The following is a 26,965-nucleotide window of genomic DNA, read 5'->3' as shown; positions in this document are numbered from 1 at the left end:
CACAAACACCGGATGGCGGCTACGCCACCGGGCAACAGACAAAATTATTCCCCCAATATCTCTCTTAACACCGGCCCGATACGCTCAAACGCCTGCGGCGAAATAATATCAACATGGGCGCAATCCTGGCGATACACCGCCAGTTCCCGTACCCACGGCGCCCAGGCGTTGTGCGGATCGGTTCCTGCGGGCAACGTGCGCTCGGCAACAAACAGCGTCGCCTTACCGTCAAACGGCAGGCTGCGCGCGGTGGTCAACAAACGCACCGCATCAGCGTAGTTGTCCTCGATAGTCGAAAACAGCTCACCGGGACCTTGCCCCTGCCGGGCGGCAAGGAAGGCCTGCCGCTCACGCTCAATCTCTGCCAGCACTTGCGGATCCAGCCCGTTGGCCTCTTTCTCCGCCCAGTTTTGCGTCTCCGGCGGCCAGGTATCGAGCAGGCCAAGAAAGGCCACCTCTTCACCCCGCACCCGCAAACGCGCGGCAATGCCCTGCGCCAGCGTGCCGCCAAGCGAGTAACCGAAAAGGTGATAAGGCCCGTGCGGCTGCTGTGCCAGTAGCGTGGCAAGATGCTGCTCACAGGCCTCATCCAGCGTCGCCGCCTGCTGTAGCGGCCCGAAAGGTCGCGGCGATTGGATCCCGGTTATCGACCAGCGCGGTGCAAGGTAACGCGCCAGCACGCTGAACTGCCAGGCAAAACCGGAAGCTGGATGGAAGCAGAACAGCGTCGGGCCATCGCTTTCACGCAGCGGTAGCAGCGTTTCCATACCGTAGCGCTGCGTCTGCTCCGCCGTCAGGCTCTGCTCCAGCAGCGCGGCCAGTTTTTCCACCGTAGAAGCGACCATAATCTGCCCCGCCGTTACCGGCCTTTGCTGCTCGCGACTGAGTTGCGCCGCCAAACGCATCGCCAACAGTGAATGGCCGCCAAGCGCAAAGAAATCAGCCTGTGCATCCTGCACCTCGCAGCCCAACAGCGCGGCAAACGCCTGCGCCACATGCGTTTCCATACCGGCGTTCACCGGACGACCACGGGATACCGCTGCCCGTTCCGGCAACGGCAGCGCTTTGCGATCGCGTTTTCCGTTCGCGCTCAGCGGCAAGGCGCTCAGTTGCAGCAGACGCACTGGCACCATATGCGGCGGCAGTTGCCCACGCAGTTGATCCAACAACGCAGCGGTATCGAGCGGCAAACCCGATGAGGAAACCACATAGCCCACCAGTTGACGCGCATCGCCGCCACTGGACACCGCTTGATTAAAGACGCAGGCATGGGCTACCGCCAGCGCTACATCCGCCAGGGACTGCATCGCCCGTTCAATTTCCCCCAATTCAATACGCTGGCCGCGAATTTTCAGCTGATCGTCGCTGCGCCCCAGATATTCCACCGCGCCATTTTCCAGCCAGCGTGCCACATCGCCGGTACGGTACATGCGCTCGCCAGGGGCAAACGGATCGGCAATAAAGCGGCTGGCGGTCAGATCCGGACGTCCCAGATAGCCCTGCGCCAGTTGAACACCCGTCAGATAGAGATCGCCCGCCACGCCCGGCGGCACCGGGCGCATCATGGCGTCGAGAATGCGCAGCCCGGTATTCCACACCGGGAAACCAATCGGCACGCTGTTGCCGCGCACCTGTGCCAGCGCTTCGCCATGCGCCGGATACCAGCTCACGTCCACCGCCGCTTCCGTCGGGCCATACAGGTTATGCAGCGGTACACCAGTCAAGTGTTGCCACTCGCGGCATAATTCCGCTGACAGCGCTTCGCCACTACAGAACACCTGTTTCAGCGAACGACAGCCCTGCTGCGTACTCTGCGACGTCAGCGAAGCGACAAAGGCCGCCAACATCGACGGCACGAAATGGGTCGTGGTTACGCCATATTCGGCAAAGAAAGCCTGTAACGCCTGCGGATCACGGTGCGCTTCCGGTTCCGCCATCACCAGGCTCGCCCCGGCGATAAACGGCCACCAGAACTCCCATACCGAGACGTCAAAACTGCACGGCGTTTTCTGCGCCACCACATCCTGTGCATTCAACGGATACTGCTCCTGCATCCACAGCAGGCGGTTGACGATGGCGGTCTGGCCGACCATTACCCCTTTCGGTCGCCCGGTCGAGCCGGAAGTGAAAATGATATACGCCGTCTGTTCCGGGTGCGCCAAATTGAGTGCATCACTGCCCTGTGTGGCCAGCGGCTGCTGGTAGCAGAAGTGTGCCAGCCCCGGAATATCGCTAAAGCGGGAACGTTGATCTTCTGCGGTGATCAATAATTTCGGCTGCGCATCTTCCAGCATCATCCGCAGACGCTCGTCCGGGTAACCGGTATCCAGCGGCAGCCAGGCGGCGCCCGCTTCGACAATGCCGTGCAGCGCCAGCGTCAGAAAGACCGAGCGCGGCAACGCCACCGCTACGCTGTCACCAGGCTTCACGCCAAGCTGGCGCAGACGTTGCGCCAGCGCGACAACCTGTTCGCGCATTTCGCGGTAGCTGAAGTGCCAGCAGGCATCGCGCAATGCGGGCGCGTGCGGGGTTTTCGCCGCCTGCATCGCCACTAAATTGCTTAAGGTGGTGGTCGGCAGCCTCATGCCGGTATCGTTAATGTTTGCCAACTGTTGCGCTTCGTGCGGGGCAAGCAGATCGGCATCGCCGCAGCGCCGCGCCGGGTTTTCGGCAAACTGCGCCAGTAAGTGGCCCAGCCGCGCCACATGGCCGCGCAGCGTGGCTTCATCATAACGGCCGCGGTTCGCCAGCACTTCAACAGCAAGGCCGTCCTCGTCATCCGGGAGCAGCGCAATTTCCAGATCGTTAACCGGCCCGGTCGCCAGCGTGTGCGTAATACCACAAATGCCATCGACATCCAGCAGATAATCAAACATTTTTACGTTGAATACCGGGCCAAACAGCGGCTCATCGCCTGCGACATGGCCCGCATCGCGGACAATCTGTTCGGCATCGTAACGCTGGTGGCGACGCATTACTTTCAGGCTGGTCGCCAGTTGCGCAGCCAGTTCTGCAAGAGTTTGCGCAGCATCGATATGAATGCCTAACGGCAGCACGTTCAGTACCGGCCCGGTCGCCGTCAGTGCGGCGGAGCCCATGCGGCGCATAAAGATAAACCCGGCGGCGTAATCCATCCGCCCGCAGAGGCGGCCGAGCCACAATGCCACCAGCGCCAAACCCAGTTCGGCGGGCTGGCTATGCGGCAGCGCGCGGGTTAAACGGCGGACATTATCGGCATTGAGCGCAACGTTCAGGCGCAGGATATCGGTGGTCGCTGCACGTCCCGGCAGAGGCATCGGCGAGAGTGAAGCCGGTGGCGGCAGTTCGCTGCGCTGTTTCGCCCAGAAAGCAGCATCACGCTGCCAGCCGTCGCTGTCGCGATAACGCTGGTACTCTTCCACCACTTCCGAAAACGGCGTAAAGGGGGATGACGGCGTTTCGTCGCCGCGTCGCCAGGCGCTGTAAATTGTGGCGATCTGGCGGGTAATAGCCAGAAAACTGAAACCATCGACCAGTAAATGGTGATATCGCTGATACCAGTACCAGCGCTGTTCACCCACACGCAGGAGTTGATGACAGACCCGCGGTTTGCCACTCTCGATACGCAGATTTTGCGTCAGGTCGGCGCGCATAATGTTCAGCGCAGCGGCATGCGCATCGCGGTGGGTACGTAAATCGGTGATGGCGGGCAGTGTAAACGGTTGTGATTCATCCACCCACTGCCAGACGTCGCCATTATCTTCCACAAAACACATGTGCAGCGTATCGGCCTGCGCCATACCGGTGACAATCGCCTGCGCCAGCAATGCGGCATCGATATCCCCCTTCAGTTCAACATAGTGCGCCACACTCCAGACATTGGGCAGCGACGAGAGTTTTTCCGCCATCCAGATCCCGGGCTGTGCGGCGACCAGCGGTAAACGTTGCGTCATTGGCCGCTCCTTGCTGGCACATAGTGCATCGGGGTTAAGCTCTGCCAGTGAGTGTGAAGCCACATATTGCAGGCTTCCTGCGGTTGCGGTTCGCACACCACGTGCCAGCCGCCAGGCAATGCGCACTGTGCAGGCCATAAACTGTATTGCTGTTGGTCGTTTTGCAGAATATAAAACTGCCCTTGCGGATTATCGAAAGGGTTCGTGAACTCCATAGCAAACTCCTGTCATAGAACGGCGCATCAGCGGGTGCAGGTCAATGGCTGCCAGAGGGTAATCAGCCCGGAAGTCAGCCCGCCGCGCCAACAAAGCGCATCATGTCCACCGTCAACCTGACGCCAGAAAACCGGCTGCTGTATGCGTTGTAACAGAGAAAAAAGTGCCTGATTGGCGCGAAAAATAAGCGGTTCGCGCACACCCGCTTCCAGCACAATGCGCAGACCGGAGGGGTGCAGTTCACCACGTTGAAGTTGTTGGATAATGATGCCGTCCTGCTCTGCGCCGCGATGCGGCCACCAGTAAGAACCGGACTGACTCAGTACACAGCCAAAACGCTGCGGCCAGTGCAGCGCGGCGTAAAGTGAAGAGAGACCGCCAAAACTCTGCCCGGCCACCAGCGTATGCTCGCTGCGATCGCTGAACGGCGACAGCGCCTGCACCTGAGGTAGCAGCTCTTCCTGCACCGCCAGCCAGAAATCGGCATTGCAGGGCAGTTCGCGCGTGCGGTGTGCGTTATCAATCACATCGATCAGCACATAGACGGCCGCCGGTAATCGTCCCTCGTTGGTGAGCGCGGCCAGAGCGGGCCAGACCGGCATACTCTGCGCCCAGAATTGCCCGTCGAGCAGCACCGCCAGTGGGCGTTCAGCGGCGTTTTCCTCACCAGTGGTGTAGATCCACACCCGGCGCGTGTTGTTCAGCCGTTGGCTACGCCAGTGCAGTAATTGCGGCTCATTAAAAGGGGTATCAGATGCCTGCCAGCCCGGCTGTGGCGGCGCATCGGGCATTTCCAGCGCAGAAACCGGATGTCCACGCCCACCACGCCAACTTTGCGGGTTAAGCGGATCGGCAATCGCCTGAGCCAGCAATTTGCGCCAGCCTTCGCGCAGGGCGACGCGATCCGGCGGAATGGCAGCAAACACAGCGGGTGGAAAGTCGTCGTGATTTTGTGAAGGCATCAGGCAATAGCTGCCCCGCCAACCCGCTTCAAGGCGGATCTCCCGCTGCCAGACATCGGTACCGGCAATGCGCTCAAGCGATTGCGGCCGGGCATTTTGATGATGATCGGTCACGCCGGTGATATAGAGCCAGACCCGTTGAATGGGAGACGTGGTTTCCGTGCCTGCCGGATCCCGCCACCAAAACGTGACGCGGTATTCATCCGCTTCCTGCACCCATTCTGGTCCCTGTTTTGACTCCCACCAGGCATCACTTCCCGTTGTTGACGTCACGTCTATTACCCCAAATATGCTGTGGAAACTTTTGCTTGCACCTCGGAATTTATTGATAATAATATTGATAACAATTTTCATTTGCAATAGCGTATTTATGCGCTGTGGGAAGCGCATCTTCACTACATTAGCCACCTTTGTCGATGCTGCTCAGGGCTGAAATAGCTCGCTTTGTGCTGGCTCCACTATGCCGCCTCCTCTCCCCCTGGGAATGGATAACCGGGGAAGCGGCGATGAAAAGCAGGTAAAAAATGAATAACAAAATCAATACGTTGACTTTATTGGTCAATCTGGGAATCTACGGTGCTGCTTTGCCCGCCATGGCAGCAGACAGCAATACCAGCAACGCCACCGCGAAGGATGACACCATCGTCGTTACCGCCGCGCAGCAAAATTTACAGGCGCCGGGCGTTTCCACTATCACCGCTGACGAAATTCGCAAAAACCCGCCAGCGCGCGACGTTTCTGAAATTATCCGTACCATGCCAGGCGTTAACTTAACCGGTAACGCCACCAGCGGTCAGCGCGGCAACAACCGCCAAATCGATATTCGCGGTATGGGCCCGGAAAACACCCTGATCCTGATTGACGGCAAACCGGTTACCAGCCGCAACTCCGTGCGCCTTGGCTGGCGCGGCGAACGTGACAGCCGTGGTGACACCAACTGGGTGCCGCCAGAAATGATCGAACGCATCGAGGTTATCCGCGGCCCGGCAGCGGCGCGTTACGGTAACGGCGCAGCCGGAGGCGTGGTGAATATCATCACCAAAAAAGATAAAACAGACGAATGGCACGGCGCGTGGAACACCTATTTCAACACGCCGGAACATAAAGACGAAGGTGCCACCAAACGTACCGACTTCAGCCTGAGCGGCCCGCTGGGCGGCGATGTCAGCTTCCGCCTGTACGGCAACCTGGCAAAAACCCAGGCCGACGCGTGGGATATCAACCAGGATCACCAGTCTGAACGTACCGGGATCTATGCCAACACCATGGCCGCCGGTCGCGAAGGTTCGATTAATAAAGATATCAACGGCGTGGTGCGCTGGGATTTCGCGCCGTTGCAGTCGCTGGAGTTCGAAGCCGGTTACAGCCGCCAGGGGAACCTCTATGCGGGCGATACGCAGAATACCAACAACGACAGCAGCACCAATAACTACGTGAAAGAGAACTACGGCAAAGAGACTAACCGTCTTTATCGCCAGAACTACTCTGTAACCTGGAATGGCGGCTGGGATAACGGCGTGACCACCAATAACTGGCTCCAGTACGAGTACACGCGCAACTCGCGTCTCGGCGAAGGTCTGGCGGGGGGGCTGGAAGGGTTATTCAACACCAATACGTTCACCGATATCAATCTCTCGGATGTGATGCTGCATAACGAAGTGAACCTGCCGCTGGAGCTGCTGGTCAATCAGACGCTGACGCTGGGAACCGAGTGGAACCAGCAGCGAATGAAGGATATGGCATCGAATAAGCAGGCTTTCCAGGGCGGCCCGATTTCCGGTCTGAACAGCACCAACCGCAGCCCCTACTCCAGCGCCGACATCTATTCAGTGTTCGCGGAAGACAACATGGAGCTGACCGACAGCACCATGCTGACGCCAGCCCTGCGCTTTGATCATCACACCATTGTCGGCAATAACTGGAGCCCATCGCTGAATCTCTCGCAGGGGCTGGGCGATGACTTCACGCTGAAAATGGGTATTGCCCGCGCTTACAAAGCGCCGAGCCTCTATCAGACCAACCCGAACTACATCCTCTACAGTAAAGGTCAGGGGTGCTACGCCAGCGGCACCGGCGTGGGTTGCTATATGATGGGTAACGACGATCTGAAAGCGGAAACCAGCATCAACAAAGAGATTGGTCTGGAGTTCAAACATGAAGGCTGGCTGGCCGGGGTAACCTGGTTCCGCAACGATTACCGCAACAAGATTGAAGCCGGCTATTCACCGCTGAGCCAGACCTCTGTCGGCAGTACCAAAACCGATCTCTATCAATGGGAAAATGTGCCAAAAGCAGTGGTGGAAGGTTTAGAAGGCACGCTGAACGTACCGGTCAGCGACGCAGTAACGTGGAGCAATAACTTTACTTATATGCTGCAAAGCAAAAACAAAACAACCGGTGAGCGCCTGTCGATCATTCCGGAGTACACGGTAAACTCCACCCTGAGCTGGCAGATTGTGCAAAATGTTTCTGTTCAATCGACCTTTACCTGGTACGGCAAACAGGAGCCGAAAAAGTATGACTATCAGGGCAACCGCGTGACCGGTTCCGCCACCAATGAAGTCAGCCCTTACAGCATTGTTGGCCTGAGCGGCACCTGGGATGTGACCAAATACGTCAGCCTGACGGCCGGTATCGATAACTTGTTTGATAAACGCCACTGGCGCGCGGGTAACGCCCAGAGCACCGGCGGCAGCACTGGCTGGATGTATGGCGCTGGCGCAGAAACCTATAACGAGTCTGGCCGCACCTGGTATATGAGTGTGAACACCCACTTCTAAGAGCCCATCCCATTAGGTTATTTTATTTGCCATTTTGGTCCTGGGCTGTGCTCACATAAAATGTATTGGCATTTTGAACGCCGCTTGCGGCGGCCATATAGGCCGAGCGAAGTGAGTCATCCTCACGTACGGCGTGTATGCTGCGGTTGTTGCGCGCTGTCCGTGTCCAGACTGGCTGCAACCCTATACGCCTGGCGGGAGAGGCTCTAAGTTGCCCCCACCCTCTCCTCCAACGGAAGATCCCCCGCTTCCCGGCGGGGAGAGGAGCGGGCGAGGAAACGCTATGCACACCACTCATCACACTGTTTCCCTCGCTGGTCATACGCTTCATCTGATTGACTTTCTTCCCGCGACGTTTACCCACGCCGATCTGTTCTGGCTACCCCATCACAATGCGCTTGCGCACTGCGCGTTAAAACGCCAGACCGAGCATCTGGCCGGGCGTATTGCCGCGCTGCACGCATTACAAGAACATGGTTTCAGTACGATTCCGGCCATTGGACTTGCAGGTGAACCCTGCTGGCCGCAGGGCGTATCAGGTAGCATCAGTCACAGCGGGCAGCGGGCCGTTGCCGTGGTGGCGCCGCATCCTGTCGGCGTTGATATTGAGGCGCAATTCAGCCCGGCACTTTGCAATGAACTGGCCGTAAGCATTGTTACCGCGCAGGAACAGGCGCTGCTTGCCGACTGCGCCCTGCCGTTTACGTTGGCGCTCACGCTCGCCTTCAGCGCGAAAGAGAGCCTTTATAAAGCGTTTTCCTCGCTGGCTCAGCCCTTCCCCGGCTTTGCCTGCACCCACATTACCGCCATTGATGAACAGCATCTTGAGTTGTGTTTTCTGGCGGAATTTTCTCCGCAACTGATTGATAAAAAAGTAAACATCTACTGGCAAGCCGACCATGGGCAGGTGATGACGCTGGCAGTGGATTTGCCGTTCGGAGCATGATCCTTTTCTCCTTTTTAGAATGCATTCTTCGACACCCGCTCCGCACGGTATCGACAGGGGGTATCTGGAGCTGAATCTGTTTGAAAACTTCAACGTCGCGGGGAATATTTTTCTCCCCTGCAGACTGCAAAAAGGTATGACGTCAGTTAACGAAGTGCAGCAGGAAAAACGGAAGCGGAGATCCTGTTCCGCGTGAGCCGCAAACTCACGCGCCAGGGGGCGAGTATCGTGGCGATGATGGAAAGTAAATAAGGTAAATATACCCGATTGCCCGGCGCTGATGCGCCGGGTTTTTATCGCCCGGTTCGCACGATGCGACCGGGCAGTTTTTTATTAGAACGCTTCCCATTCGGTATCCGGCACTTTGCTGGCGCGGGTTAACGTCGGTTTTCCGGTTTTCGGCGCCCGGGATGCGGGTTTGCTGGCGGTGCCTGGCGCAGAAACATCGCCCGGCAGTTTAAACACCGACACGATTTCAGTCAGTTGGTAAGCCTGCTGCTCCAGAGAGCCTGAGGTGGCGGAGGACTCTTCCACCAGCGCAGCGTTCTGCTGGGTAACGCTATCCATTTGCGAAATCGCCGTGCCAACCTGGACTATCCCTTTACTCTGCTCGCCGGATGCCGACGCGATCTCGCCCATGATGTCCGTCACGCTGGTAACTGAACGCAGGATGTTATCCATCGATTCGCTGGTCAGCGTCACCTGGTCGTAACCGTTATTAACGTTAACCACTGACTCGTCGATCAACGCTTTGATCTCTTTCGCCGCACCGGCGCTGCGCTGCGCCAGGTTACGCACTTCACTGGCGACGACGGCAAAACCACGCCCCTGCTCACCGGCACGCGCGGCCTCCACGGCGGCGTTTAGCGCAAGGATATTGGTCTGAAAAGCAATACTGTCGATCACGTTGATAATGTCGGTGATTTTCTGCGAACTTTCAGTAATGTTCTTCATGCTGGCGATGACCGCGTGCACCCGTTGTTCACCGGTGTTCACCGCTTCCGACGCGGTTTTCGCCAGTTGGCTGGCCTGACTGGCGTTGTCGGCGTTCTGTTTCACCACGGCGCTTAACTCTTCCATGCTGGCGGCGGTTTGCGTCAGTGCCGCAGCCTGCTCTTCTGTGCGCGAAGAGAGATCGGTATTCCCGGAAGCGATTTCGCTGGCACCCTGATAGATTTCTCCGGCGCTGTTACGGATCTGAGTGACGGTTTTCACCCAGTTCTCCTGCATCGTTGCCAGATACGGGATCAACTGCCCGACTTCGTTGCGCCCAAGGTCCCTGGTCGGTTTATCCAGACTCCCGACCGACAGCACCTGCAAATGCTGTTTCACCCACTCCAGCGAACGCCCCAGGCACAGCGCCAGGTAACGTTCCGACAGTACCAACATCCCCAAGCCAATAACCATCGCGATAATAATGATGGTGCGTGTCACCGACACCCAACTGGCTATACGCCCGTTCGCCGCCGATTTCAGATCGTGGATCTCCTGGTTGTAAGCGACGATAGCCCGCGAAAAACCGCTGCGCAGCGGGCTGAACTGATCTTTCGACAGTTGCGCGTAACTCGCGGCGTTGTTCCCCTTGACAGCGGCAAACATAGGAGTAATGGCCTGGTTAAACAAGGTCAGCGAACTGTTATAGATATTATCTATGGCAGTGGTGCTGATATTGGCGTGGTCGGTGACTTTAAACTGATTCAACCCGCCCTGTAGAAAGTTGATATCGTTGCCGATTTGCTCGATGGTTTGTTGGTAGTTTTGGGTATCGTTATTTGCCTGGTAAACCATCGCGCGATCCATCAGTAGTTTCACCTGATAGTAGCGGTCACTGGCATTATTGATAATGTCGCCGTTCACCTGCTGAACGTTGGTGAGTTCAACTTCACCCGTTAAGCCGTTTAATGAATGCAGTGAGAAAAACGACACACAACCCCAGAGCAGAGTGAAAATGATCAGGATCGTAAGCATCACGACTTTGATTTTTAGATTTCGAATAAAGTGCATAAAAACCCCGGTAAATTGCTGTGAAGAAAAGGAATAGCAGTCATACAGCGCTGCTTAAATCTCCATCGGCGTTACGGCGGAGTTAATTAAGATTAAAAAGAAGTAAAGCAATCGCTTTTAATGAAAACAATGATAACAACCACTGCGGATGTTGTGGTAGGAAATGCCCGCTGACGCTGCGCGAACCGGGCTGACGCGATTACAGCGATGAATAAGCGTTTTTCAGGCATAACTTTCGCAGCGAGGGGTTGTGTCCCCGCTGAAATCGGCGAGCCGGAGAGTGAATGGCAAGGTCTGGACGCCATGGATGGCGGCCAGAGGCGAACCGAGACAGGACGTCGAGTTGAGCCGACTGCAGCCAGACGCTCGGGAGGTGAGCGTAGTGCGAAGCGCCGATTTCCCGCGGGGCCGCGGGGATTGACAAGGGGAGCGCGGTAGCTCCCCTTGTCCCGTTCACGTGATGCCCTATTCCTGAAACTCCAGAACATCTGGTGAACGGAACCCTTTCGCATATGTTGAGTTAGCAATTTTGCTGGAAAGCGAGCAGGCCTTATCCGGCCTGTGGCTTATGCATTGTTGTGTATAGCTGTAAGTGCATAGGCCGAGCGAGCGCAGCGATACCCGGCGCGGTGCAACTGGCGCGCTCGACGAAGTGATCCTCTCTTCGCGAGCGCTCGCCCTGCGCATTTTTCCCCTAATGACAAAAAAATCTGGCTTATGCGCATGCAGCATATAGAAAGATGAATTTAAACTTTAAAAAACGACGGAAGCTGACCTACCTTAGCGGTATAAAATAATTACATCATATTAACTTTTCAGGGATTTCTTATGACTAAAAAACTGCTGTCTGTTGCCATCCTGGCGCTCCTTTCTGCTGCCAGCTATGCGGCAACACCGCCGGATACGTTGGTCGTCGCCCAGGGTTTAGACGATATTGTGAGCCTTGATCCGGCGGAAGCGAATGAGCTTTCCAGTATTCAAACCGTGCCGAGCCTGTACCAGCGGCTGGTGCAGCCTGATCGTGAAAATCCGGAAAAAATCACCCCGATTCTGGCCGAAAGCTGGCAGGCGGACCCCGCGGCAAAAACCCTTACCATCAAACTGAAGAGCGACGCGAAATTTGCCTCCGGCAACCCACTGCGCCCGGAAGATGTGATTTTCTCTTATACCCGTGCGGTGACACTCAACAAATCCCCGGCGTTTATCCTTAACGTCCTCGGCTGGCAGCCGGATAATATTGCCAGCCAGTTGAAGAAAGTGGATGACCACACACTGCAACTGCACTGGACAGCGGATGTCAGCCCGGCGGTAGCACTGAATATTCTCTCCACACCGATTGCCTCGATCGTGGATGAGAAGCTGGTCAGCGCAAATGTGCAAGGCAATGACTTCGGTAACGCCTGGTTGAAGATGCATTCGGCGGGCAGCGGCGCGTTTAAAATGCGCGTCTACCAGCCACACCAGGCCATCGTGCTGGATGCCAACGCCAGCTCGCCTGGCGGCGCGCCGAAGCTTAAAAATATCATCATTAAAAACGTGCCGGAACCGGCTTCCCGCCGTCTGCTGATCCAGCAGGGCGATGCCGATGTCGCGCGCGATCTGGGCGCCGATCAAATTAGCGCGCTGGCGGATAAGAAAGGCGTGAAAGTATTGAGCATTCCGTCCGCCGAGCAGAATTACCTGGTGTTTAACACCGGCAACAGCGCCAACCCGCTGTTGAACAACCCGGCGTTCTGGGAAGCCGCGCGCTGGCTGGTTGATTACAACGGCATCACCAAAGATCTGCTGAAAGGCCAGTATTTTGTTCACCAGAGCTTCCTGCCGGTTGGTCTGCCGGGTGCGCTGGAGGATAACCCGTTCACCTTTGATCCGGCGAAAGCAAAAGCGATCCTCGCCAAAGCGGGCATTAAAGATGCGCACTTCACGCTGGATGTCGAAAACAAACCGCCGTTTATTACCATTGCCCAGTCGATGCAGGCCAGCTTCGCCCAGGGCGGCGTGAAAGTGGATCTGCTGCCCGCAGCGGGTAGCCAGGTATACGCTCGTGTGCGGGCAAAACAGCATCAGGCGGCGATTCGTTTGTGGATCCCGGATTACTTCGACGCCCACTCGAACGCCAGCGCTTTTGCATGGAACGATGGTAAATCCAGCACCGTGGCCGGGCTGAATGGCTGGCAGATCCCACAACTGAATAAAGAAACGCTGGCTGCAGTGGCCGAACCGGATGCGGCAAAACGCCTCGAACTGTACAAGAAAATGCAGCAGGAATTGCAGCACAACTCGCCCTATGTCTTTGTCGATCAAGGTAAAACACAGATCGTGGTGCGCGATAACGTGAAAGGCTACCAGCAAGGGCTAAACGCCGATATGGTATGGTACGACCACGTCACCAAGTAACGTTTCCTCCTCCCGCCCGCGCGGGAGGGTTCTTTCGCTGAAGATGAGTTTGTCCATGTCAGTGGTCTTACCCAACAGAGCAGAGCGGCGCGTAAAACGTCCTCTGCTCGCACTATTTCAGGGGCTGCTCACGTTAGCCCTGACACTTTTTGGCCTACTGCTGGTGACCTTTTCTTTGTCGGCCTTCTCGCCCGTTGACCGGGTTTTGCAGATTGTCGGCGATCATGCCAGCCAGTCCACCTACGATCAGGTACGTCAACAACTGGGGCTGGACCAGCCTTTGCCGGTGCAGTTCTGGCACTACCTGGTGAACCTGGCACATGGCGATTTAGGCACGGCCAGCGCGACTGGGCAGCCGGTGTTGCAGGATCTGCTCGCCGCATTTCCGGCGACGCTGGAGCTGGCAACGTTGGCGCTGGTTGTCGGCAGTGTGCTCGGCGTGCTCGCAGGCGTTTTATGCGCGCGCTTTAAAGGTTCACAGTGGGATATCGCGGTGCGCACCTTTACGCTGCTCGGCAACTCGGTGCCGATTTTCTGGCTGGGTTTGTTGATGCTGGCACTGTTTTACGCTCGCCTGCAATGGAGCGCCGGGCCAGGCAGACTCGATGATATCTACCAGTACACCGTCACGCCGCGCACGGGCTTTGCGCTGATCGACACCTGGCTTTCCGGCGACAGCGGCGCGTTTAAAAATGCGCTCAGCCACCTGCTGCTGCCGGTGCTGCTGCTGGCCTATTATTCGCTGGCAAGCATTACCCGCCTGACACGCTCTGCCTGCCTGAGCGAGATGAACAAAGAGTACATTTTGCTGGCGCGCGCCAAAGGCGCAGGCGAGATGACCATTCTGCTGCGTCATGTGTTGCCGAATATTCGCGGTACGCTGCTGACCGTGATCGCGCTGGCCTACACCAGCATGCTGGAAGGCGCGGTCCTCACCGAAACGGTCTTCTCCTGGCCCGGCATTGGCCGTTATCTCACGACGGCACTGTTCGCTGGCGATACTACCGCCATCATGGGCGGTACGCTGGTAATTGGCGTCTGTTTTGTGCTGATCAATAACCTGACCGACCTGCTGGTACGGTTAACCGATCCGAGGGTGCGCTGATGCCGACGACTCTTTTTCTGCGCCGTCTGCGCCGCTCGCCCGCCGCGTTTAGCGGGCTGCTGATTGTCGCCATACTGCTGCTGATTGCGCTGTTAGCGCCGTGGCTCACGCCGCGCGATCCCAACTGGCAGGACGCCGCCGCACGCTTACAAGCACCCAGTGCGCAATACTGGCTCGGCACCGACAGCTACGGGCGTGATTTACTCTCGCGGCTAATTTACGGCACACGCCCGGCACTCGGTCTGGTAGCGCTGGTGACCGCCATTACACTGCCAGTCGGGCTGCTGATCGGTATTGTTTCCGGCTATTATGGCGGCTGGCTGGAGCGCGTGCTGATGCGCTTTACCGATGTAGTGATGTCGATGCCCCGCCTGATCCTCGCCTTTGCCTTTGTCGCTATGCTTGGCCCCGGCCTGGTAAACGGCGCGCTGGCGCTGGCGCTCACTACCTGGCCCGCTTACGCCCGCCAGGCACGCAGCGAGATCCAACGTTTACGCCACAGTGATTATCTGGCCGCCGCCGAGATGATGGGCATTCGCGGCTGGCGGCTGCTGTTTGGCCATATTCTGCCGCTCTGTTTGCCTTCGGCGATTGTGCGGCTGGCGCTCGATCTTGCGGGCATTATTCTGGCTGCCGCCGGGCTGGGTTTCTTAGGGTTAGGCGCCCGGCCGCCGATGGCGGAATGGGGTGCGATGATCGCCGACGGTATGCAGGTGATTTTCGATCAATGGTGGATTGCCGCAGCGCCAGGGGCGGTGATCTTACTGGCAAGCCTCGCCTTCAACCTACTGGGCGATGGCCTGCGTGATGTGCTGGAGCCGCAACATGACTGAGACTCGCGTCGCGGTAAGCGACCTGAATATTAACTACCCCGGCGCGCGGGTGGTGAAAAACCTGAGCTTTACGCTTGGCAACGAGCGGCTGGCGCTGGTCGGCGAATCCGGTTCGGGAAAATCGATGACCGCACGTGCCCTGATGGGGCTGGTGCGCAAGCCGGGTCACGTCAGCGCCACCACGCTGAATGTATTGGGACGGGATGTCACCACGCTCAACGATCGCGGCTGGCGCGCACTGCGTGGTAACGATATCGCGATGGTATTGCAGGATCCGCGCTACGCCCTGAATCCGGTGAAAACCGTGCTGGCACAGCTGGATGAAGCGTTAACGCTCCACCAGCGGCTGAACCGTAAGCAGCGGCTGGAGAAGATCAACGAAGCGTTGCGGTCTGTAGAGCTGGAATCGGCAGTGCTGCAACGCTACCCCGGCGAACTCTCCGGCGGTATGGGGCAGCGGGTAATGATCGCCATTGCGCTGGTTAACGATCCGCATGTGCTGATTGCCGATGAACCCACTTCCGCACTGGATGCGCGTCTGCGTAACCAGATCCTTGAACTGCTGGTTGCCCAGTGCGAACAACGGCAAATGGCGATGCTGCTCATTAGCCACGATCTGCCGTTGGTGGCGCAGCATTGCCACCGGGTAATGGTGATGTACCAGGGGGAATGTGTGGACACAATGGCAGCGAGCGGTCTGCCTGATGCGCAGCATCCCTACACCCGCACGTTGTGGACCTGCCGACCGGGCGCAGAAACCTGGGGCCAGATGCTGCCGACGCTGGATCGCAGCCATGGCTTTTTGCCTCGACGATAGCGGCTTCAGCCTAATCATCCCAGTCATAGTCGGGACTGACGATCAGCTCATTACGTCCATCGCATAGCCGCAAGGTCAGCACGCAATGGCATGCAGACAGCACGAGGGGCTGATTGTCTTCCTGACGTTCGCTCAATATGCACCACGGCTGATAGTTATTGGCCGCAGCATAGAATACTTCAGTGACCGTATTACCCTCAGTATCGAGGTTGTGGGTCATTTTCACGGCCAGTTGAGGCTGAGTGATCTCCACCCTTTCAATTTTGCGACACAGTAGGTTATCAGGCACGGAAAGCTGTATCACATCCCCGGCCACCTCTCTGCACCAGACCAAAAAAGCCTGTGCTGCGTACTCATTTTCCAAACCAGCTCCTGATACTCGTTATCACTGCATCTGTATGCCCATAGACACCGTGGGATGGGGAACCGTCGCATTCGCCAGCATCGTCCTGCAACCGTTCAGCATCGCACCTCTGAACACGCTATTCATGGCTGTAGCCCTTTATCCATATTGCAGCGCATACGATCCCAGCCCTTATAATTGATGACTTCCGGTACGCGGGTCGGCAAATCCTGCCAGTTAGTCAGGAACTGGGCAGTCAGTTGGTCGATTGTTTTAGGCGGAATGTACGACATTCCCCAGGCGGCTCCTGCAAATCCTGGACGCATGTGGTGCTTAACGCCATACACATCGATATAGTCAACGCCTTTTCCGCCGGGCAATATACGCGGGTCCTCGAACGGCTTTGAACTCATGTAGAGATTGCCCTGACGGGTCAGTAGAAAGCCCTGGTCATTAATAACAGTAAACGAGAGGATATTTTCTCTGGAAGGACTGGACGAACCATCCGGCTCGACCTTATGATAACCAGTGCCAAATCTTGCAACTCTCCATGTAGCCCCATAGTTTTTAGATACCAGAAATGCACTGGTATTCCACGAAGGTATTGCGATATAACGCTCTGATGGATGTACGAATTTTTCTCCAAACGCCCGGTAAAATTGACTTACCACTTCCGAACGAATACCCCGCACCGGGTCAACGTAGAACAACGCCCCTTCACAGTACCAGCCCTGTAGTTCAAGATAACGATGATCGTCGAACCGGTAAATCACCTGGCTCGGCGGCTCCTGCGGCTGCGCGCATCCGGTCATCAATACCAGCCCCGTCAGTATTGCCAGACTCATACATATATTTGTCATGCGAATTTCCTTTTCTGCTAAGTGGACGCGGTTTTAAAGCCGCCTAACTGGCGGCATAGGCCATTGCAGGTTTGCCACTTCCTGATGATGCACTTCCGGATAACGAGCCGGGATCACGCGGGTAGCATTCATAAACTGGTTCACCACCCCAAATTCACCTTTTGGTAAGACCTGATCAGGCTTGTTCATGAAAAGCTTGGTATCAGACTCCGGTAATTGCCCTGACCTGTAATAGTTCGAAGCCTCTATGTCTTCATATCCGCTACGCCAGTCGGCCAACCGAAGTAACTTGCTCCAGAAAGCCCCATGGTCGTAATCAAACGACTTACAGGGGCCAATTGCCAGGTCATAGGCCATTGCCAGCTCAGGTACTTTAGGTGACATAACAATGGCGGAATGCTGGCTGAACATCACATCATCAGAACGGGTAAACAGGTTATGCAGCTCGGCCTCGGTCAGATTGCGCCTCACGACTATCTTTTTGTTAGCATCGTTAACGCCCGTGACCTCGCCGCTGACAATATCCATGTTTCGCCAATACTTGAGCACGTCGATTTCCCTTCTGGTGAGGACGTGGCCAGGCCGAAGATGCTTGAAGGGAGCGCACTGAGGGCAATTAAAAACTTCCTCTTTCGTGCGCTGGGTGTTACTGGCGGCTCCGGCTTTTGCGTTGTACGACACCATTTCATCATTACCACTGACCGGCGCTTTATAGGCCTTATCCTTATCCGCATTATCATCAAGCGGATCACGTTGCCCCATCAGCGTAAAGATAAACGGCTCAGGCAGAGCTTCGCCAGTGGGAACCACATCATGAAAATTCCAGTTGGCATTTGTCAGCGAAGAGTAGGTGAAATCGCCCTTGCCTGCTGCCGGTTTGCGGAACGGTTGGCCGTCCGGCGCATGGCCGACGCTGCTGTTCTGGAAAAAGACTCGCTGGCGCAGATTAGGGATTGTCTGGGCCAGTTTTTGCGGTATGCCTCGCCAGCCAAATCCCTGGATGGGCAGTAATGATACCGTGCCATCATTCGGACAAAAGTAGTTATAGACCTTGCCGAAATTGTTCCGCTGATGTAACGGATTGTCATACCAACTGCTGCTGAACGCCTTACGCGGAAGAGCCATCGTATCGAGTAGCGCTTTCTGATCGTCAGCACTCATCAGACCGTCGCCGCTGGCCGCAAACCTATCATTCGTCGCCATCAGACGGCAAAAATTCTCAAAGGTCTGCTGTCGGGCGGCATCCGTTTGATGATGACCTGGTTGGCTGCTTTCAAGCCAACGATTCTCCAGAGAGTACGGCGAGTGATTGAGGATCACGCAGTCAACCGGAGACTCCCTCTCCTGCTTAACCAGCATATTTGCCAACATGGTAATGATGGTTCCCTGGCTATGCGCAACAATGTTAATAGTATCGGTGCGAGTGGCTGGGTTACTTCTAATTGTTAATATCAGGTTTGCCAGCCTCTGAGCGGCATAAAACTGGTAAATTCGGTGTGGGTTGCTGTAAACAGGGTGGGTAAAATCACCGCCATTAGCCAGCTCAATCCGGCTCATAAACCCAACGATGCCCAGCGCTGCGCCACCGGCGCCCGGCCCCAGCATGTCAGGTATGTTGGTCGTCGCATTCGCAAAGGTTCCACCTCCCCAAACGTTATTTACATCCAGGGTATTGTGAAAGCAGTCCATCGGATATTTGCCACCGAAGCGCTTGAGAATTTCGGGGTCATTTTCGCAATAGGCGTCATACGGTAAGGGCGTTTGTGGACTGTTATAGCTGCTTCGCATTGCTTCGCTATATCGGCGCTGATCGTCATCCCAGACAGGCTTATCAACCGGGCGATAGCCCCAATAAAAGGGGATAACGGGCGAACGCGCAGCAGTACGGGTGCATACCATCTGTTTTTTTTGCGGGTCGGCACACTCCTCCATTTTCCCTTCTGCATTGCGGATTGTGTACGTTTTTTCCTCCCACTCATGGGGCCACAGATCATCACGGCCAAGCCTTTTCTTAAGCCCCTCGATAATACCGCGCTCCTGGTTCTGATAGGCCTCACCCACATCGTTAACACCATGTACCAGAATAACGATGCCGGGCATCGGTCGGTGAACGGGGCAGTTGGTGGTGTACATCTTTTTGCCAGCATTCACCGGCACACCAATACACTGAGTCGCGAGAAAACGCTTGTTGTGCGCCCCGTTGCTATGTGGATCGTGAGGTTCGGGTATCTCATCAAACGGATTCGCATGCGATACTTCAGATGACTCACTCATACGGTTCCCTCCGGGTTTTCAATGTCATGCACTAATTCCAGTGACCATGTGTCCAGCTCAGACGTATTCAGCAGCGGAGACTCACCATTTTCATCAGTAATGCCATCAATGACTTCGCCTTTCTTATGCAGTCTGAAGCGCTGCTGCTTGAGAATATGATCGGGGTCGCCTGGTGCATGCAGCCGGAACTGTTGCGCAAGCTCCCCCTCGGCAAAGGTGGGTTTCACATGATCGAGGCTCGCCTTTGCCATGTAATCGACAGCAGGTGCTCTAAACTGAATGTATTGTGGCGCGATAAATTCTATTTCCCCATGTTTGAGGCGAATGCCTGCGCCGCCACACATGAGCAACAACTCATCTTTCGCATTCAGCACAATCTTGCCCTGCGAACTGGTCAGATTGATATTCTGATTGGCAACGGCGGTGATTTCACCTTTCTGCGCGGTGAGCCGGATAGCCCCTTTGGCGGCAGTAAACACCATCCCTGCCTTGCGCACGAAGACGGAGAACACTTCGCCTGTGGCCAGCGTCATACGCCTGAATGCGTTAACGTTCATATCCTGCTTAGCTGTCGTGGTCAGGTTCTTCCCGGCATGTATCAGCGCAGATTCAGGTGATGTAACGGCCACGCCAGCCTCGCCATGCATTGATAACGTGGCCTGTTCCTGTTTAGCCACTTTCTGTCGCAGTTCTGTCACCGGCGCGAGATCAGCGGAAGGCGTGTCTGCCATTTCGGTACTGGCCTGCAGCGAACGAGCCAGTTGCAACGCTGATTCCAGCTGTGCAATCGTGGCCGCCATATCATTTTGTTTACCGGTCGCTTTCGGCTGCGCTTCCGTCGTTATGTGAAAACCTTCGGCCGACCGCAGCGCGGCCTGCTTGTCAGTACGCAGCTCAACGCCTTCACCACGCGGCTTGCCAGCGGAATCGACCAGGTGCCCCAGATTCAGTTGCGATTTGCCGTATTCCGTCGCGACCTTGATATGCTCCTGGCCGCGCTTGTCCTCCATCCGAAACTTGTTGTTTCGCGGAGTCCTGATGACATTCCGGGTGCTGTTGAGATCTGTCACCAGATCGGGATTAATTTCGTCATGGAAGGCATGGGCTATAAACGGGCGTTCAGGGTCGCCATTTTCAAACGCAATGCCGACCTCGGTGTTATCGAGCAGTGGAAAATGGATGCCATAAGTATCACCGGCATATTGCCTTCCCAGCCGGACGGGCATACTTTCCATGCCCTTTTTCCATTCGGCCTGATCAAAGTTAAACCGGACGCGATATCGCCCCTGATTATCTATTCGTGACAGCTGGTCATTGAGACTGATTCCCGATATTCGCGCCGGGATTGTGCCGGTTATGACCGGGCGGGGTAAGCGTTCCGGTCGGAAAGTCCAGATCTTACTGTAAGGAACCCCGCTAAGCTCACTTTGGAAACTCCTTTTGCGCGATCCCGCAGACAGCATCCGTGTCACGACCATTCCTTCCACGAACGCCGCTGGTGCTCCACCGCTGATATCGATATCGTGACCAGGCACAATCATGGGATCGTCAGTAGTTGCTTCCAGTGCAATCATCTTTGTCAGCAGATATTCATGACGTATACGGGCATAGTGCCAGCTGGTTTCAGCCTCTTGCCCTCGTCTGTTGCTCCATCTGTCTCCCGCACTAAGATGAATATCCCCGTAGTGATATTCTCCACCGCTGACCAGTTCTGGCTGACGGGATAAATCGGCCCATTCCTCCAGCGTTCGGAGCATTTTACTCTCGCGGTAGTTATAGTTTCGTACACTGACGGATGCAGGAACGACAGCATGCCGCGTCATCAGATTGCGCACGGTAAACAGATCACCGGTCATTCCCGCAGGATTGATAGCCGCAATTTTGTAGCGGCGAATATAATGTGCCCCCGAATCACCAAAAAACATGACCATAATATGGTCATGCTCAGGATGCAGCTCAAAGCGAAACCAGATGCCCACTTCTGACAGCAAACGGCGAATAAAGGCCAGATCCGTTTCTTTCCACTGAACTATCATCTCTCGCTGCGGATATGCCCAGAAAAGCCGATCAAAATTGATTTCGTACCCTTCGAAGCCATTCTCTTTTAATATGCTTTTGACCAACTCCGGTACAGAAACATTCTGGTAGATGGCGCTTCGATAGCGCATATCCAGCAACGCCAACGGGTGTTCCAGCACGGCTTCATACAATGTTTCATCTGCGCTACTGCTTATCCTGTTAATTGATGTAATCACACCGGGTATTTTGCGCAGCACGGTCCATTTATCACGGTCGGGAAGGTATTTCGACCACTCTGGGTTTGCCGCACGGAGGGTAAAGGTGGCTTTTTTCTGCACGATATGAAAGGCATCATCGCCATTGCTCGCAGAGGTAAAGCGGATTGAGTAACGGTAAGGCGAACTCAGCGCTTCCTCACCGGTGAATGATTCCACATCGGCAATCAAATCTGAGCGGCTGATGTTGAGCAGGTATTTGTTCAGACTTTCTTCTGGGTTGAATAACACTGAGTTATTCGAAAAACGAATTTCGCTTCCATTCATAAGCATCCCTTGCAGTCACATGACTGACCTTTCAGCAATAAGAAATTTGCGTTAAGTTCACATCAGGTGACAAACTATACAGCTTAATCCCTTTATTTTTTAAAGGTTAACTGTATATATATGCGCCAATGCATCTTTTTGATGCATTTTAAGAAATTTCTCGCAAGGATGATTTCGGATGAACCAGCCATTTATCGTCGTCGGAGACACCACCACCCATGGCGGTACGATCTGTCAGGGGATATACAGCCACACAATTGACCGCGCTCCTATGGTCGTTACGGGTCATAAGTTCAATTGCCCGGCGTGCGGCGTAGAAGCCACGCTCATTGGTTCCAGCCATGTCACTGTTAACGGACAACGACGCGTGCTACAAGGCGACAAGACGACATGTGGAGCGAAAGTCCTGAGTCGTTATAAAACGAGCGTCTCAGAAACCGGGGCTTCGACATAAAACGGGGCAGTATGCAGGGGGAATTTCAACGTGCTCCCAATTTGCTGGTAAAATATCGGCTGTCCGCACATTATTACGATCACTGTTTGTATCCCAGGAATCAATAATGCAGTCCCCACAAATTCATCTGATTACCTCCTGTGCGAAAGGAAAAAACCTGCTCATTCCCGATTCCCCGGCGCGGGATATACACGAAGGAACGTCACCTGAATCAGCCTTCAGGCGATGGCTGGAACAAACACCCCCGATCCGCAACTACATAGCACTCCCTGCTATCAGTCTGTATCGAGGAGCACACGGGTCTATAGCCACAGAAATCCCGCGCTCAACGCAACACCTGGATTTGTCGGTCATTTCTGTCGGAATGGGCTTTTTGCATAGCAGCCAGTCCGTCACGGAGGTGAATGATGAGCATCGTTAATCTCGCGCAGTTGCAGGTCACTTTTGGTGAAAAAACGGTGGTGAAAGGTGCCAGCTTGCGCGTTGAAGAAGGTGAAACCTTCAGCCTGATTGGGGCGTCCGGCTGCGGAAAATCAACACTGCTGCGCGTGCTGGCAGGTTTGCAGCGCGAATGGCAGGGCCAGTTGTCGCTGTTCGGTCAGCCGGTGAAGGCCGGAACGCGTTATCAGGGCGCACTGCGGCGCAATGTGCAGATGGTATTCCAGGATCCTTACGCCTCGCTTCACCCGAACCATACGCTTTGGCGCACGCTGGCGGAGCCGTTGAAAATCCACGGCGAACCGGAGATTGACCAACAAGTGGCTACCGCGCTGGAGCAGGTCGGGCTTCCGGTTGATGCCGCACGGCGTTACCCGCACCAGCTCTCCGGCGGCCAGCGCCAGCGCGTGGCAATCGCCCGCGCATTGTTACTGCGACCCAAAATTCTGCTGCTGGATGAACCAACGTCGGCACTGGACATGTCGGTACAGGCCGAAATTCTTAACCTGCTTAACCGCCTGAAGCAGCAGCACGGCATGAGTTATTTGCTGGTCAGCCATGATGCCGATGTGATTGCCCATATGTCTGACCGGGCAGCATCTATGGCTAATGGCGTGATTGAGCGCTTCTTTGACCGTAGCGCACTGGTGCGCGGCGAACACCGGATGGGGTAATACTGCGCACCGCAAGACTTCGGTGCACTGTAACTTACTGCTGTTCGTGGAAGCTATCGAGTTTCTGTTTTTGCTGCCCCTGCGCGTCAAAGTTATCCGCGTTTAACCACGCGGAAATCGCGGCGTCGCGCAGCGGCCACTCGCTGTCCAGCATCGATAAATAGTCGGTATCACGATTGCGTCCTTTGCGCACCATATGCTGACGGAAACGCCCCTCCCAGGTGAAGCCGATGCGCTCTGCCGCGCGGCGCGAGGCGGCGTTCAGCGAATCACATTTCCACTCCACGCGGCGATAACCGCAGGCAAAAGCGTGGCGCAACATCAGCCATATCGCCTCCGTGCCGAGAACGCTGTTTTGCATCTGCGGCGACCAGGTGACATGGCCAATCTCTACCGAACCGTTATCGGCGTTAATCGTCAGCCAGGCAATCACACCGAGCGCATCGCCGCTGGCATTTTCCACCACGGCAAAAGGTGCTACGCGGGGGTCGATGATTTTACCGACGATCCAGCGCGCCATGCTTTCCAGCCCGCCAGGCCGTTCGCCTGCCAGCCAGGTCCAGCCGCTGTCATCTTCTGCCTGTGAGTAAGCCTGCAAGAGATCGTGCGTATGCGTTCTGGCGTCGAGCGGTTCCAGCCGACAATATTGGCCTGCTAACACACTGCGCGGCAACGGCTGAACGCCGTTCCAGTGCGGCAACCTGTCGCCGACTGTTTGACCGAACTGATTGGTTTCCGGCACGTTTCTCTCCCCGGCAAAAAGGACAAATGTAAAGAGATGTTTTATCAAGTCTGCGCGGTGGAATACAGTGCTAAAAATGAGGGGTGTTATTTAAAAATTCTTTTAAATCAGAGAAATGATCAGATTTGGCGTCAGAGAATTCTGACGCCAGAAGAATTATTTCGCGAAGTGACTAAATTGCGCCAAAACACGGTCAAAAATGGCCAGGCCTTTATTCACCTCTTCCGCGCTCATGGTGCAAGGCGGCACAACGTGGATGCGGTTTTCGACGATAAAACTCAAAATACCGGCCTGCGTGAGCGCCGCTTTGATAGCCCCCATCTCTGCCGCTGCCAGCGGGGTTTTGCGTGTCCGATCGCTGACCAGCTCCATGGCCTGAAACATACCGCGCCCACGCACGTCGCCAATCAGCTTATGTTTCTCCGCCAACGCATCAAGCCCCGGACGCAGCACGCCGTTACCCACCAGCGCCGCATTCTCCACTACGTTCTCCTCTTTCATCGCATCCAGTGTGGCGACAATCGCCGCCATCGCCAGCGGATGGCCGGAGTAAGTCAGACCACCCGCGAAGAAATGGTCATCAAAGTAACGCGAAATCGGTTCTGAAATCAGTACGCCGCCAGCGGGTGCATAACCGGCGTTAACGCCTTTTGCGAAGGTGATCAGGTCCGGCACGATGCCATCCTGCTCAAAAGCGAACCAACTACCGGTGCGGCCAAAACCGGCCATCACTTCATCAAGGATCAGCACAATGCCAAACTCATCGGCCAATGCACGCACGCCCTTCATATAGCCTTCCGGTGGTACCAGAATACCCGCCGTTCCCGGCACGGATTCGAGCAGGATCGCGGCAATAGACGTCGGCCCTTCGACTTCGATCATGCGGCGCAGATGCGCCAACGCGCGTTCACACTCTTCTGCTTCCGTCGTGGCGTTGAATTCACTGCGATAGAGGTACGGGTTAAAGAAGTGCACATGCCCGCGTGAATATTCGTTCGGTACACGCCGCCAGTCGCCGGTGGCGGCAATCGCGCTGCCGGTATTACCGTGATAAGAACGGTAGGCGGAGAAAATCTTGTCTCGCCCCGTGTAGAGACGCGCCATACGGATGGCATTTTCGTTGGCATCTGCACCGGCGTTGGTAAAGAAGACTTTGCTGAAGCCTTCCGGCGCCAGCGAGACAATGCGTTTGGCCGCTTCGCCGCGCGCCAGGTTGGCCGTTGCGGGTGCGATCGTCACCAGTTCGTCGAGTTGCGCTTTCATCGCCGCCAGCACGCGCGGATGCTGATAACCAATATTGACGTTCACCAGTTGGCTGCTGAAATCGAGATAGGTATTGCCTTCGTAGTCCCACAACTCGCAGCCTTTCGCTCCGGCAATCACCATCGGGTTAAGGTTGCCCTGCATCGACCATGAATGAAACACATACGACCGGTCCAGTTGACGTACGTCGTCGTTGGTTATCGCCATCTCGCTCTGAAGTGCCAGTTTCATATCCTGCTCCTCTCATGCCGTTATTGTTGTCTGTATCATGCGGCGCGCGGGCAAACCCCGGATAGAGCCAGTCGTGCTGGCAACATGTGACACAGGTGTCACACCGCGACATAACAACTGGCACTGTCTGGCACGGACGGGCGTTTTTATAGTGACATCACAACCCCGCACAGGAGAAGACGATGAGTGAAGCAAAGAAAGTGGTGTTTATTACCGGCGCAACCTCCGGTTTTGGCGAAGCGGCAGCACAGGTGTTTGCCGATGCGGGCTGGTCGCTGGTGCTTAGCGGGCGTCGTCTGGCGCGCCTCGAAAGCCTTAAAGACCGCCTTCAGGGAAAAGTACCGGTGCATATTATTGAACTGGACGTTCGCGATAAAGATTCAGTGAAAAGCGCTGTAGCAACGCTGCCAGCTGAGTTCGCCGATATTACCGCGCTTATCAACAACGCTGGGCTGGCGCTGTCGCCACAACCTGCACAGCGCGTGGATCTTGAAGACTGGCAGACCATGATCGATACCAACGTGACCGGGCTGGTCAATGTGACCCACGCTCTGCTGCCCACGCTGATTCAACACGGCGCAGGCGCTTCTATCATCAATATCGGTTCGATTGCCGGGCAGTGGCCCTATCCGGGTAGCCATGTCTATGGCGCGACCAAAGCCTTTGTGAAGCAGTTCAGCTATAACCTGCGCTGCGATTTACTTGGTACCGGGGTGCGCGTGACCGATCTGGCTCCGGGGATTGCGGAAACGGAATTTACGCTGGTGCGCACCAAAGGCGACCAGAATGCATCGGATAACCTCTACCGCGGCACCACGCCACTGACCGCGCAAGATATTGCCGAACAAATGTTCTACATCGCTACGCTGCCGGATCATATGAATATCAACCGCGTGGAAGTGATGCCGGTACGCCAGGCCTGGCAGCCATTTGCCATCGACCGCGACTAACTGAGTTACCGCCCTCTTCCTGCGGGAAGAGGGTTTGGCTGATATACAAAATAAAACGCCCCGGCTGATGCCAGGGCTTGGTGTTTTAAGTCTATCTAAATACTTGCAAGGTTTTACCCCGCCCGGCGCTTATCTCCGGCACTCACATTGATGTGGTGTTAGCTCTGTAAGGGGTATGGACAT

19 protein-coding genes are annotated in these 26,965 nt (G+C 55.8%); 9 read left to right on the top strand and 10 right to left on the bottom strand.

The features are described 5' to 3' along the window. Nucleotides 1–44: 44 nt before the first annotated feature. Genes entF through fes form a run of 3 tightly spaced genes read right to left on the bottom strand, consistent with a single transcriptional unit; the run spans nucleotide 45 to nucleotide 5,383 of the window. Nucleotides 45–3,932: an enterobactin non-ribosomal peptide synthetase EntF gene (gene entF, locus BM427_RS01865; protein ID WP_090118693.1), complete on the bottom strand. Its 3,888-nt coding sequence runs from the start codon at nucleotides 3,930–3,932 to the stop codon at nucleotides 45–47. Beyond that, the gene (locus tag BM427_RS01860) at nucleotides 3,929–4,147 is read right to left on the bottom strand and encodes an MbtH family protein (RefSeq protein WP_090118691.1); all 219 of its coding nucleotides are present in this window, start codon (nucleotides 4,145–4,147) and stop codon (nucleotides 3,929–3,931) included. Before BM427_RS01860 ends, entF begins: the two co-directional genes overlap by 4 nt. Before the next feature lie 27 nt (nucleotides 4,148–4,174). Beyond that, nucleotides 4,175–5,383 carry an enterochelin esterase gene (gene fes / locus BM427_RS01855; RefSeq protein ID WP_090120640.1) on the bottom strand — a complete coding sequence of 403 codons (1,209 nt, stop codon included), beginning with the start codon at nucleotides 5,381–5,383 and terminating at the stop codon, nucleotides 4,175–4,177. 251 nt (nucleotides 5,384–5,634) lie between these two features. Between fes and BM427_RS01850 the strand changes: the two genes are divergently transcribed. After that, on the top strand, nucleotides 5,635–7,890 hold the full coding sequence (locus BM427_RS01850; protein WP_090118689.1) for a TonB-dependent siderophore receptor: 2,256 nt from the start codon (nucleotides 5,635–5,637) through the stop codon (nucleotides 7,888–7,890). A gap of 283 nt (nucleotides 7,891–8,173) precedes the next feature. Then, the gene (gene entD / locus BM427_RS01845) at nucleotides 8,174–8,836 is read left to right on the top strand and encodes an enterobactin synthase subunit EntD (RefSeq protein ID WP_090118688.1); all 663 of its coding nucleotides are present in this window, start codon (nucleotides 8,174–8,176) and stop codon (nucleotides 8,834–8,836) included. A gap of 333 nt (nucleotides 8,837–9,169) precedes the next feature. Here the strand turns inward: entD and BM427_RS01840 are convergent, their stop codons facing one another. Beyond that, on the bottom strand, nucleotides 9,170–10,840 hold the full coding sequence (locus BM427_RS01840) for a methyl-accepting chemotaxis protein (protein WP_090118686.1): 1,671 nt from the start codon (nucleotides 10,838–10,840) through the stop codon (nucleotides 9,170–9,172). Between the two features lie 828 nt (nucleotides 10,841–11,668). On the opposite strand from BM427_RS01840, the gene BM427_RS01835 reads away from it, so the two are divergent. From BM427_RS01835 to BM427_RS01820, 4 genes are read left to right on the top strand one after another with little or no spacing between them, the layout of a single operon-like run. Further along, complete coding sequence (locus BM427_RS01835) at nucleotides 11,669–13,237, top strand: ABC transporter substrate-binding protein (protein ID WP_090118684.1); 1,569 nt, start codon at nucleotides 11,669–11,671, stop codon at nucleotides 13,235–13,237. A gap of 55 nt (nucleotides 13,238–13,292) precedes the next feature. Continuing rightward, complete coding sequence (locus BM427_RS01830) at nucleotides 13,293–14,342, top strand: ABC transporter permease (protein ID WP_090118682.1); 1,050 nt, start codon at nucleotides 13,293–13,295, stop codon at nucleotides 14,340–14,342. After that, nucleotides 14,342–15,175, top strand: a complete 834-nt coding sequence (locus tag BM427_RS01825; RefSeq protein ID WP_090118680.1) for an ABC transporter permease — start codon at nucleotides 14,342–14,344, stop codon at nucleotides 15,173–15,175. Before BM427_RS01830 ends, BM427_RS01825 begins: the two co-directional genes overlap by 1 nt. Continuing rightward, nucleotides 15,168–15,992, top strand: coding sequence for an ABC transporter ATP-binding protein (locus BM427_RS01820; protein WP_090118678.1), 825 nt, complete (start codon nucleotides 15,168–15,170; stop codon nucleotides 15,990–15,992). The genes BM427_RS01825 and BM427_RS01820 overlap by 8 nt, the downstream gene beginning before the upstream one ends. Nucleotides 15,993–16,002: 10 nt before the next feature. On the opposite strand, the gene BM427_RS01815 is transcribed toward BM427_RS01820, so the two are convergent. The 4 genes from BM427_RS01815 to BM427_RS01800 all read right to left on the bottom strand — a co-directional run bounded on the left by BM427_RS01815 (nucleotide 16,003) and on the right by BM427_RS01800 (nucleotide 22,030). Then, entirely contained in the window at nucleotides 16,003–16,356 is a 354-nt protein-coding gene (locus BM427_RS01815) for a hypothetical protein (protein WP_090118677.1), read from the bottom strand. Between the two features lie 122 nt (nucleotides 16,357–16,478). Continuing rightward, nucleotides 16,479–17,195, bottom strand: a complete 717-nt coding sequence (locus BM427_RS01810; RefSeq protein WP_244316599.1) for a T6SS immunity protein Tli3 family protein — start codon at nucleotides 17,193–17,195, stop codon at nucleotides 16,479–16,481. A 33-nt stretch (nucleotides 17,196–17,228) separates the two neighbouring features. Then, a complete protein-coding gene (locus BM427_RS01805; protein WP_090118673.1) occupies nucleotides 17,229–19,469 on the bottom strand; it encodes a T6SS effector phospholipase Tle3 domain-containing protein in 2,241 nt (746 codons plus the stop codon). After that, nucleotides 19,466–22,030 (bottom strand): type VI secretion system Vgr family protein, encoded by a 2,565-nt coding sequence (locus BM427_RS01800; RefSeq protein WP_090118671.1) that lies wholly within the window; start codon nucleotides 22,028–22,030, stop codon nucleotides 19,466–19,468. The genes BM427_RS01805 and BM427_RS01800 overlap by 4 nt, the downstream gene beginning before the upstream one ends. Before the next feature lie 178 nt (nucleotides 22,031–22,208). Between BM427_RS01800 and BM427_RS26280 the strand changes: the two genes are divergently transcribed. Together BM427_RS26280 and BM427_RS01785 are read left to right on the top strand one after the other, a co-directional pair. Next, the gene (locus BM427_RS26280; RefSeq protein WP_090118669.1) at nucleotides 22,209–22,484 is read left to right on the top strand and encodes a PAAR domain-containing protein; all 276 of its coding nucleotides are present in this window, start codon (nucleotides 22,209–22,211) and stop codon (nucleotides 22,482–22,484) included. A gap of 407 nt (nucleotides 22,485–22,891) precedes the next feature. Continuing rightward, nucleotides 22,892–23,596: an ABC transporter ATP-binding protein gene (locus BM427_RS01785; protein ID WP_090118665.1), complete on the top strand. Its 705-nt coding sequence runs from the start codon at nucleotides 22,892–22,894 to the stop codon at nucleotides 23,594–23,596. A 34-nt stretch (nucleotides 23,597–23,630) separates the two neighbouring features. Here the strand turns inward: BM427_RS01785 and BM427_RS01780 are convergent, their stop codons facing one another. Beyond that, a complete protein-coding gene (locus tag BM427_RS01780) occupies nucleotides 23,631–24,338 on the bottom strand; it encodes a GNAT family N-acetyltransferase (protein ID WP_090118663.1) in 708 nt (235 codons plus the stop codon). Nucleotides 24,339–24,494: 156 nt separating this feature from the next. Further along, entirely contained in the window at nucleotides 24,495–25,832 is a 1,338-nt protein-coding gene (locus BM427_RS01775; RefSeq protein WP_090118661.1) for an aspartate aminotransferase family protein, read from the bottom strand. 182 nt (nucleotides 25,833–26,014) lie between these two features. Here BM427_RS01775 and BM427_RS01770 point away from each other — a divergent pair, with 182 nt between their 5' ends. Then, complete coding sequence (locus tag BM427_RS01770; RefSeq protein WP_090118659.1) at nucleotides 26,015–26,782, top strand: SDR family NAD(P)-dependent oxidoreductase; 768 nt, start codon at nucleotides 26,015–26,017, stop codon at nucleotides 26,780–26,782. The last annotated feature ends 183 nt before the right edge of the window (nucleotides 26,783–26,965 follow it).

This window comes from Kosakonia arachidis, from assembly GCF_900116535.1.
GTDB lineage: Bacteria > Pseudomonadota > Gammaproteobacteria > Enterobacterales > Enterobacteriaceae > Kosakonia > Kosakonia arachidis.
The sequence above is the reverse complement of the archived record's forward strand: the minus strand, read 5'-3'. Positions and strand labels throughout refer to the sequence as shown.

What these genes read in the sequence shown, in the direction of transcription:
- BM427_RS01825 (WP_090118680.1), top strand. Translation starts at nt 14,342, where the DNA reads ATGCCGACGACTCTTTTTCTGCGCCGTCTGCGCCGCTCGCCCGCCGCG.
- BM427_RS01785 (WP_090118665.1), top strand. Translation starts at nt 22,892, where the DNA reads ATGAGCATCGTTAATCTCGCGCAGTTGCAGGTCACTTTTGGTGAAAAA.
- entD (WP_090118688.1), top strand. Translation starts at nt 8,174, where the DNA reads ATGCACACCACTCATCACACTGTTTCCCTCGCTGGTCATACGCTTCAT.
- BM427_RS01860 (WP_090118691.1), bottom strand. Translation starts at nt 4,147, where the DNA reads ATGGAGTTCACGAACCCTTTCGATAATCCGCAAGGGCAGTTTTATATT.
- BM427_RS01820 (WP_090118678.1), top strand. Translation starts at nt 15,168, where the DNA reads ATGACTGAGACTCGCGTCGCGGTAAGCGACCTGAATATTAACTACCCC.
- BM427_RS01835 (WP_090118684.1), top strand. Translation starts at nt 11,669, where the DNA reads ATGACTAAAAAACTGCTGTCTGTTGCCATCCTGGCGCTCCTTTCTGCT.
- BM427_RS01830 (WP_090118682.1), top strand. Translation starts at nt 13,293, where the DNA reads ATGTCAGTGGTCTTACCCAACAGAGCAGAGCGGCGCGTAAAACGTCCT.
- BM427_RS01850 (WP_090118689.1), top strand. Translation starts at nt 5,635, where the DNA reads ATGAATAACAAAATCAATACGTTGACTTTATTGGTCAATCTGGGAATC.
- BM427_RS01770 (WP_090118659.1), top strand. Translation starts at nt 26,015, where the DNA reads ATGAGTGAAGCAAAGAAAGTGGTGTTTATTACCGGCGCAACCTCCGGT.
- BM427_RS01805 (WP_090118673.1), bottom strand. Translation starts at nt 19,469, where the DNA reads ATGAGTGAGTCATCTGAAGTATCGCATGCGAATCCGTTTGATGAGATA.
- BM427_RS01800 (WP_090118671.1), bottom strand. Translation starts at nt 22,030, where the DNA reads ATGAATGGAAGCGAAATTCGTTTTTCGAATAACTCAGTGTTATTCAAC.
- BM427_RS01840 (WP_090118686.1), bottom strand. Translation starts at nt 10,840, where the DNA reads ATGCACTTTATTCGAAATCTAAAAATCAAAGTCGTGATGCTTACGATC.
- BM427_RS01810 (WP_244316599.1), bottom strand. Translation starts at nt 17,195, where the DNA reads ATGACAAATATATGTATGAGTCTGGCAATACTGACGGGGCTGGTATTG.
- BM427_RS26280 (WP_090118669.1), top strand. Translation starts at nt 22,209, where the DNA reads ATGAACCAGCCATTTATCGTCGTCGGAGACACCACCACCCATGGCGGT.
- BM427_RS01775 (WP_090118661.1), bottom strand. Translation starts at nt 25,832, where the DNA reads ATGAAACTGGCACTTCAGAGCGAGATGGCGATAACCAACGACGACGTA.
- entF (WP_090118693.1), bottom strand. Translation starts at nt 3,932, where the DNA reads ATGACGCAACGTTTACCGCTGGTCGCCGCACAGCCCGGGATCTGGATG.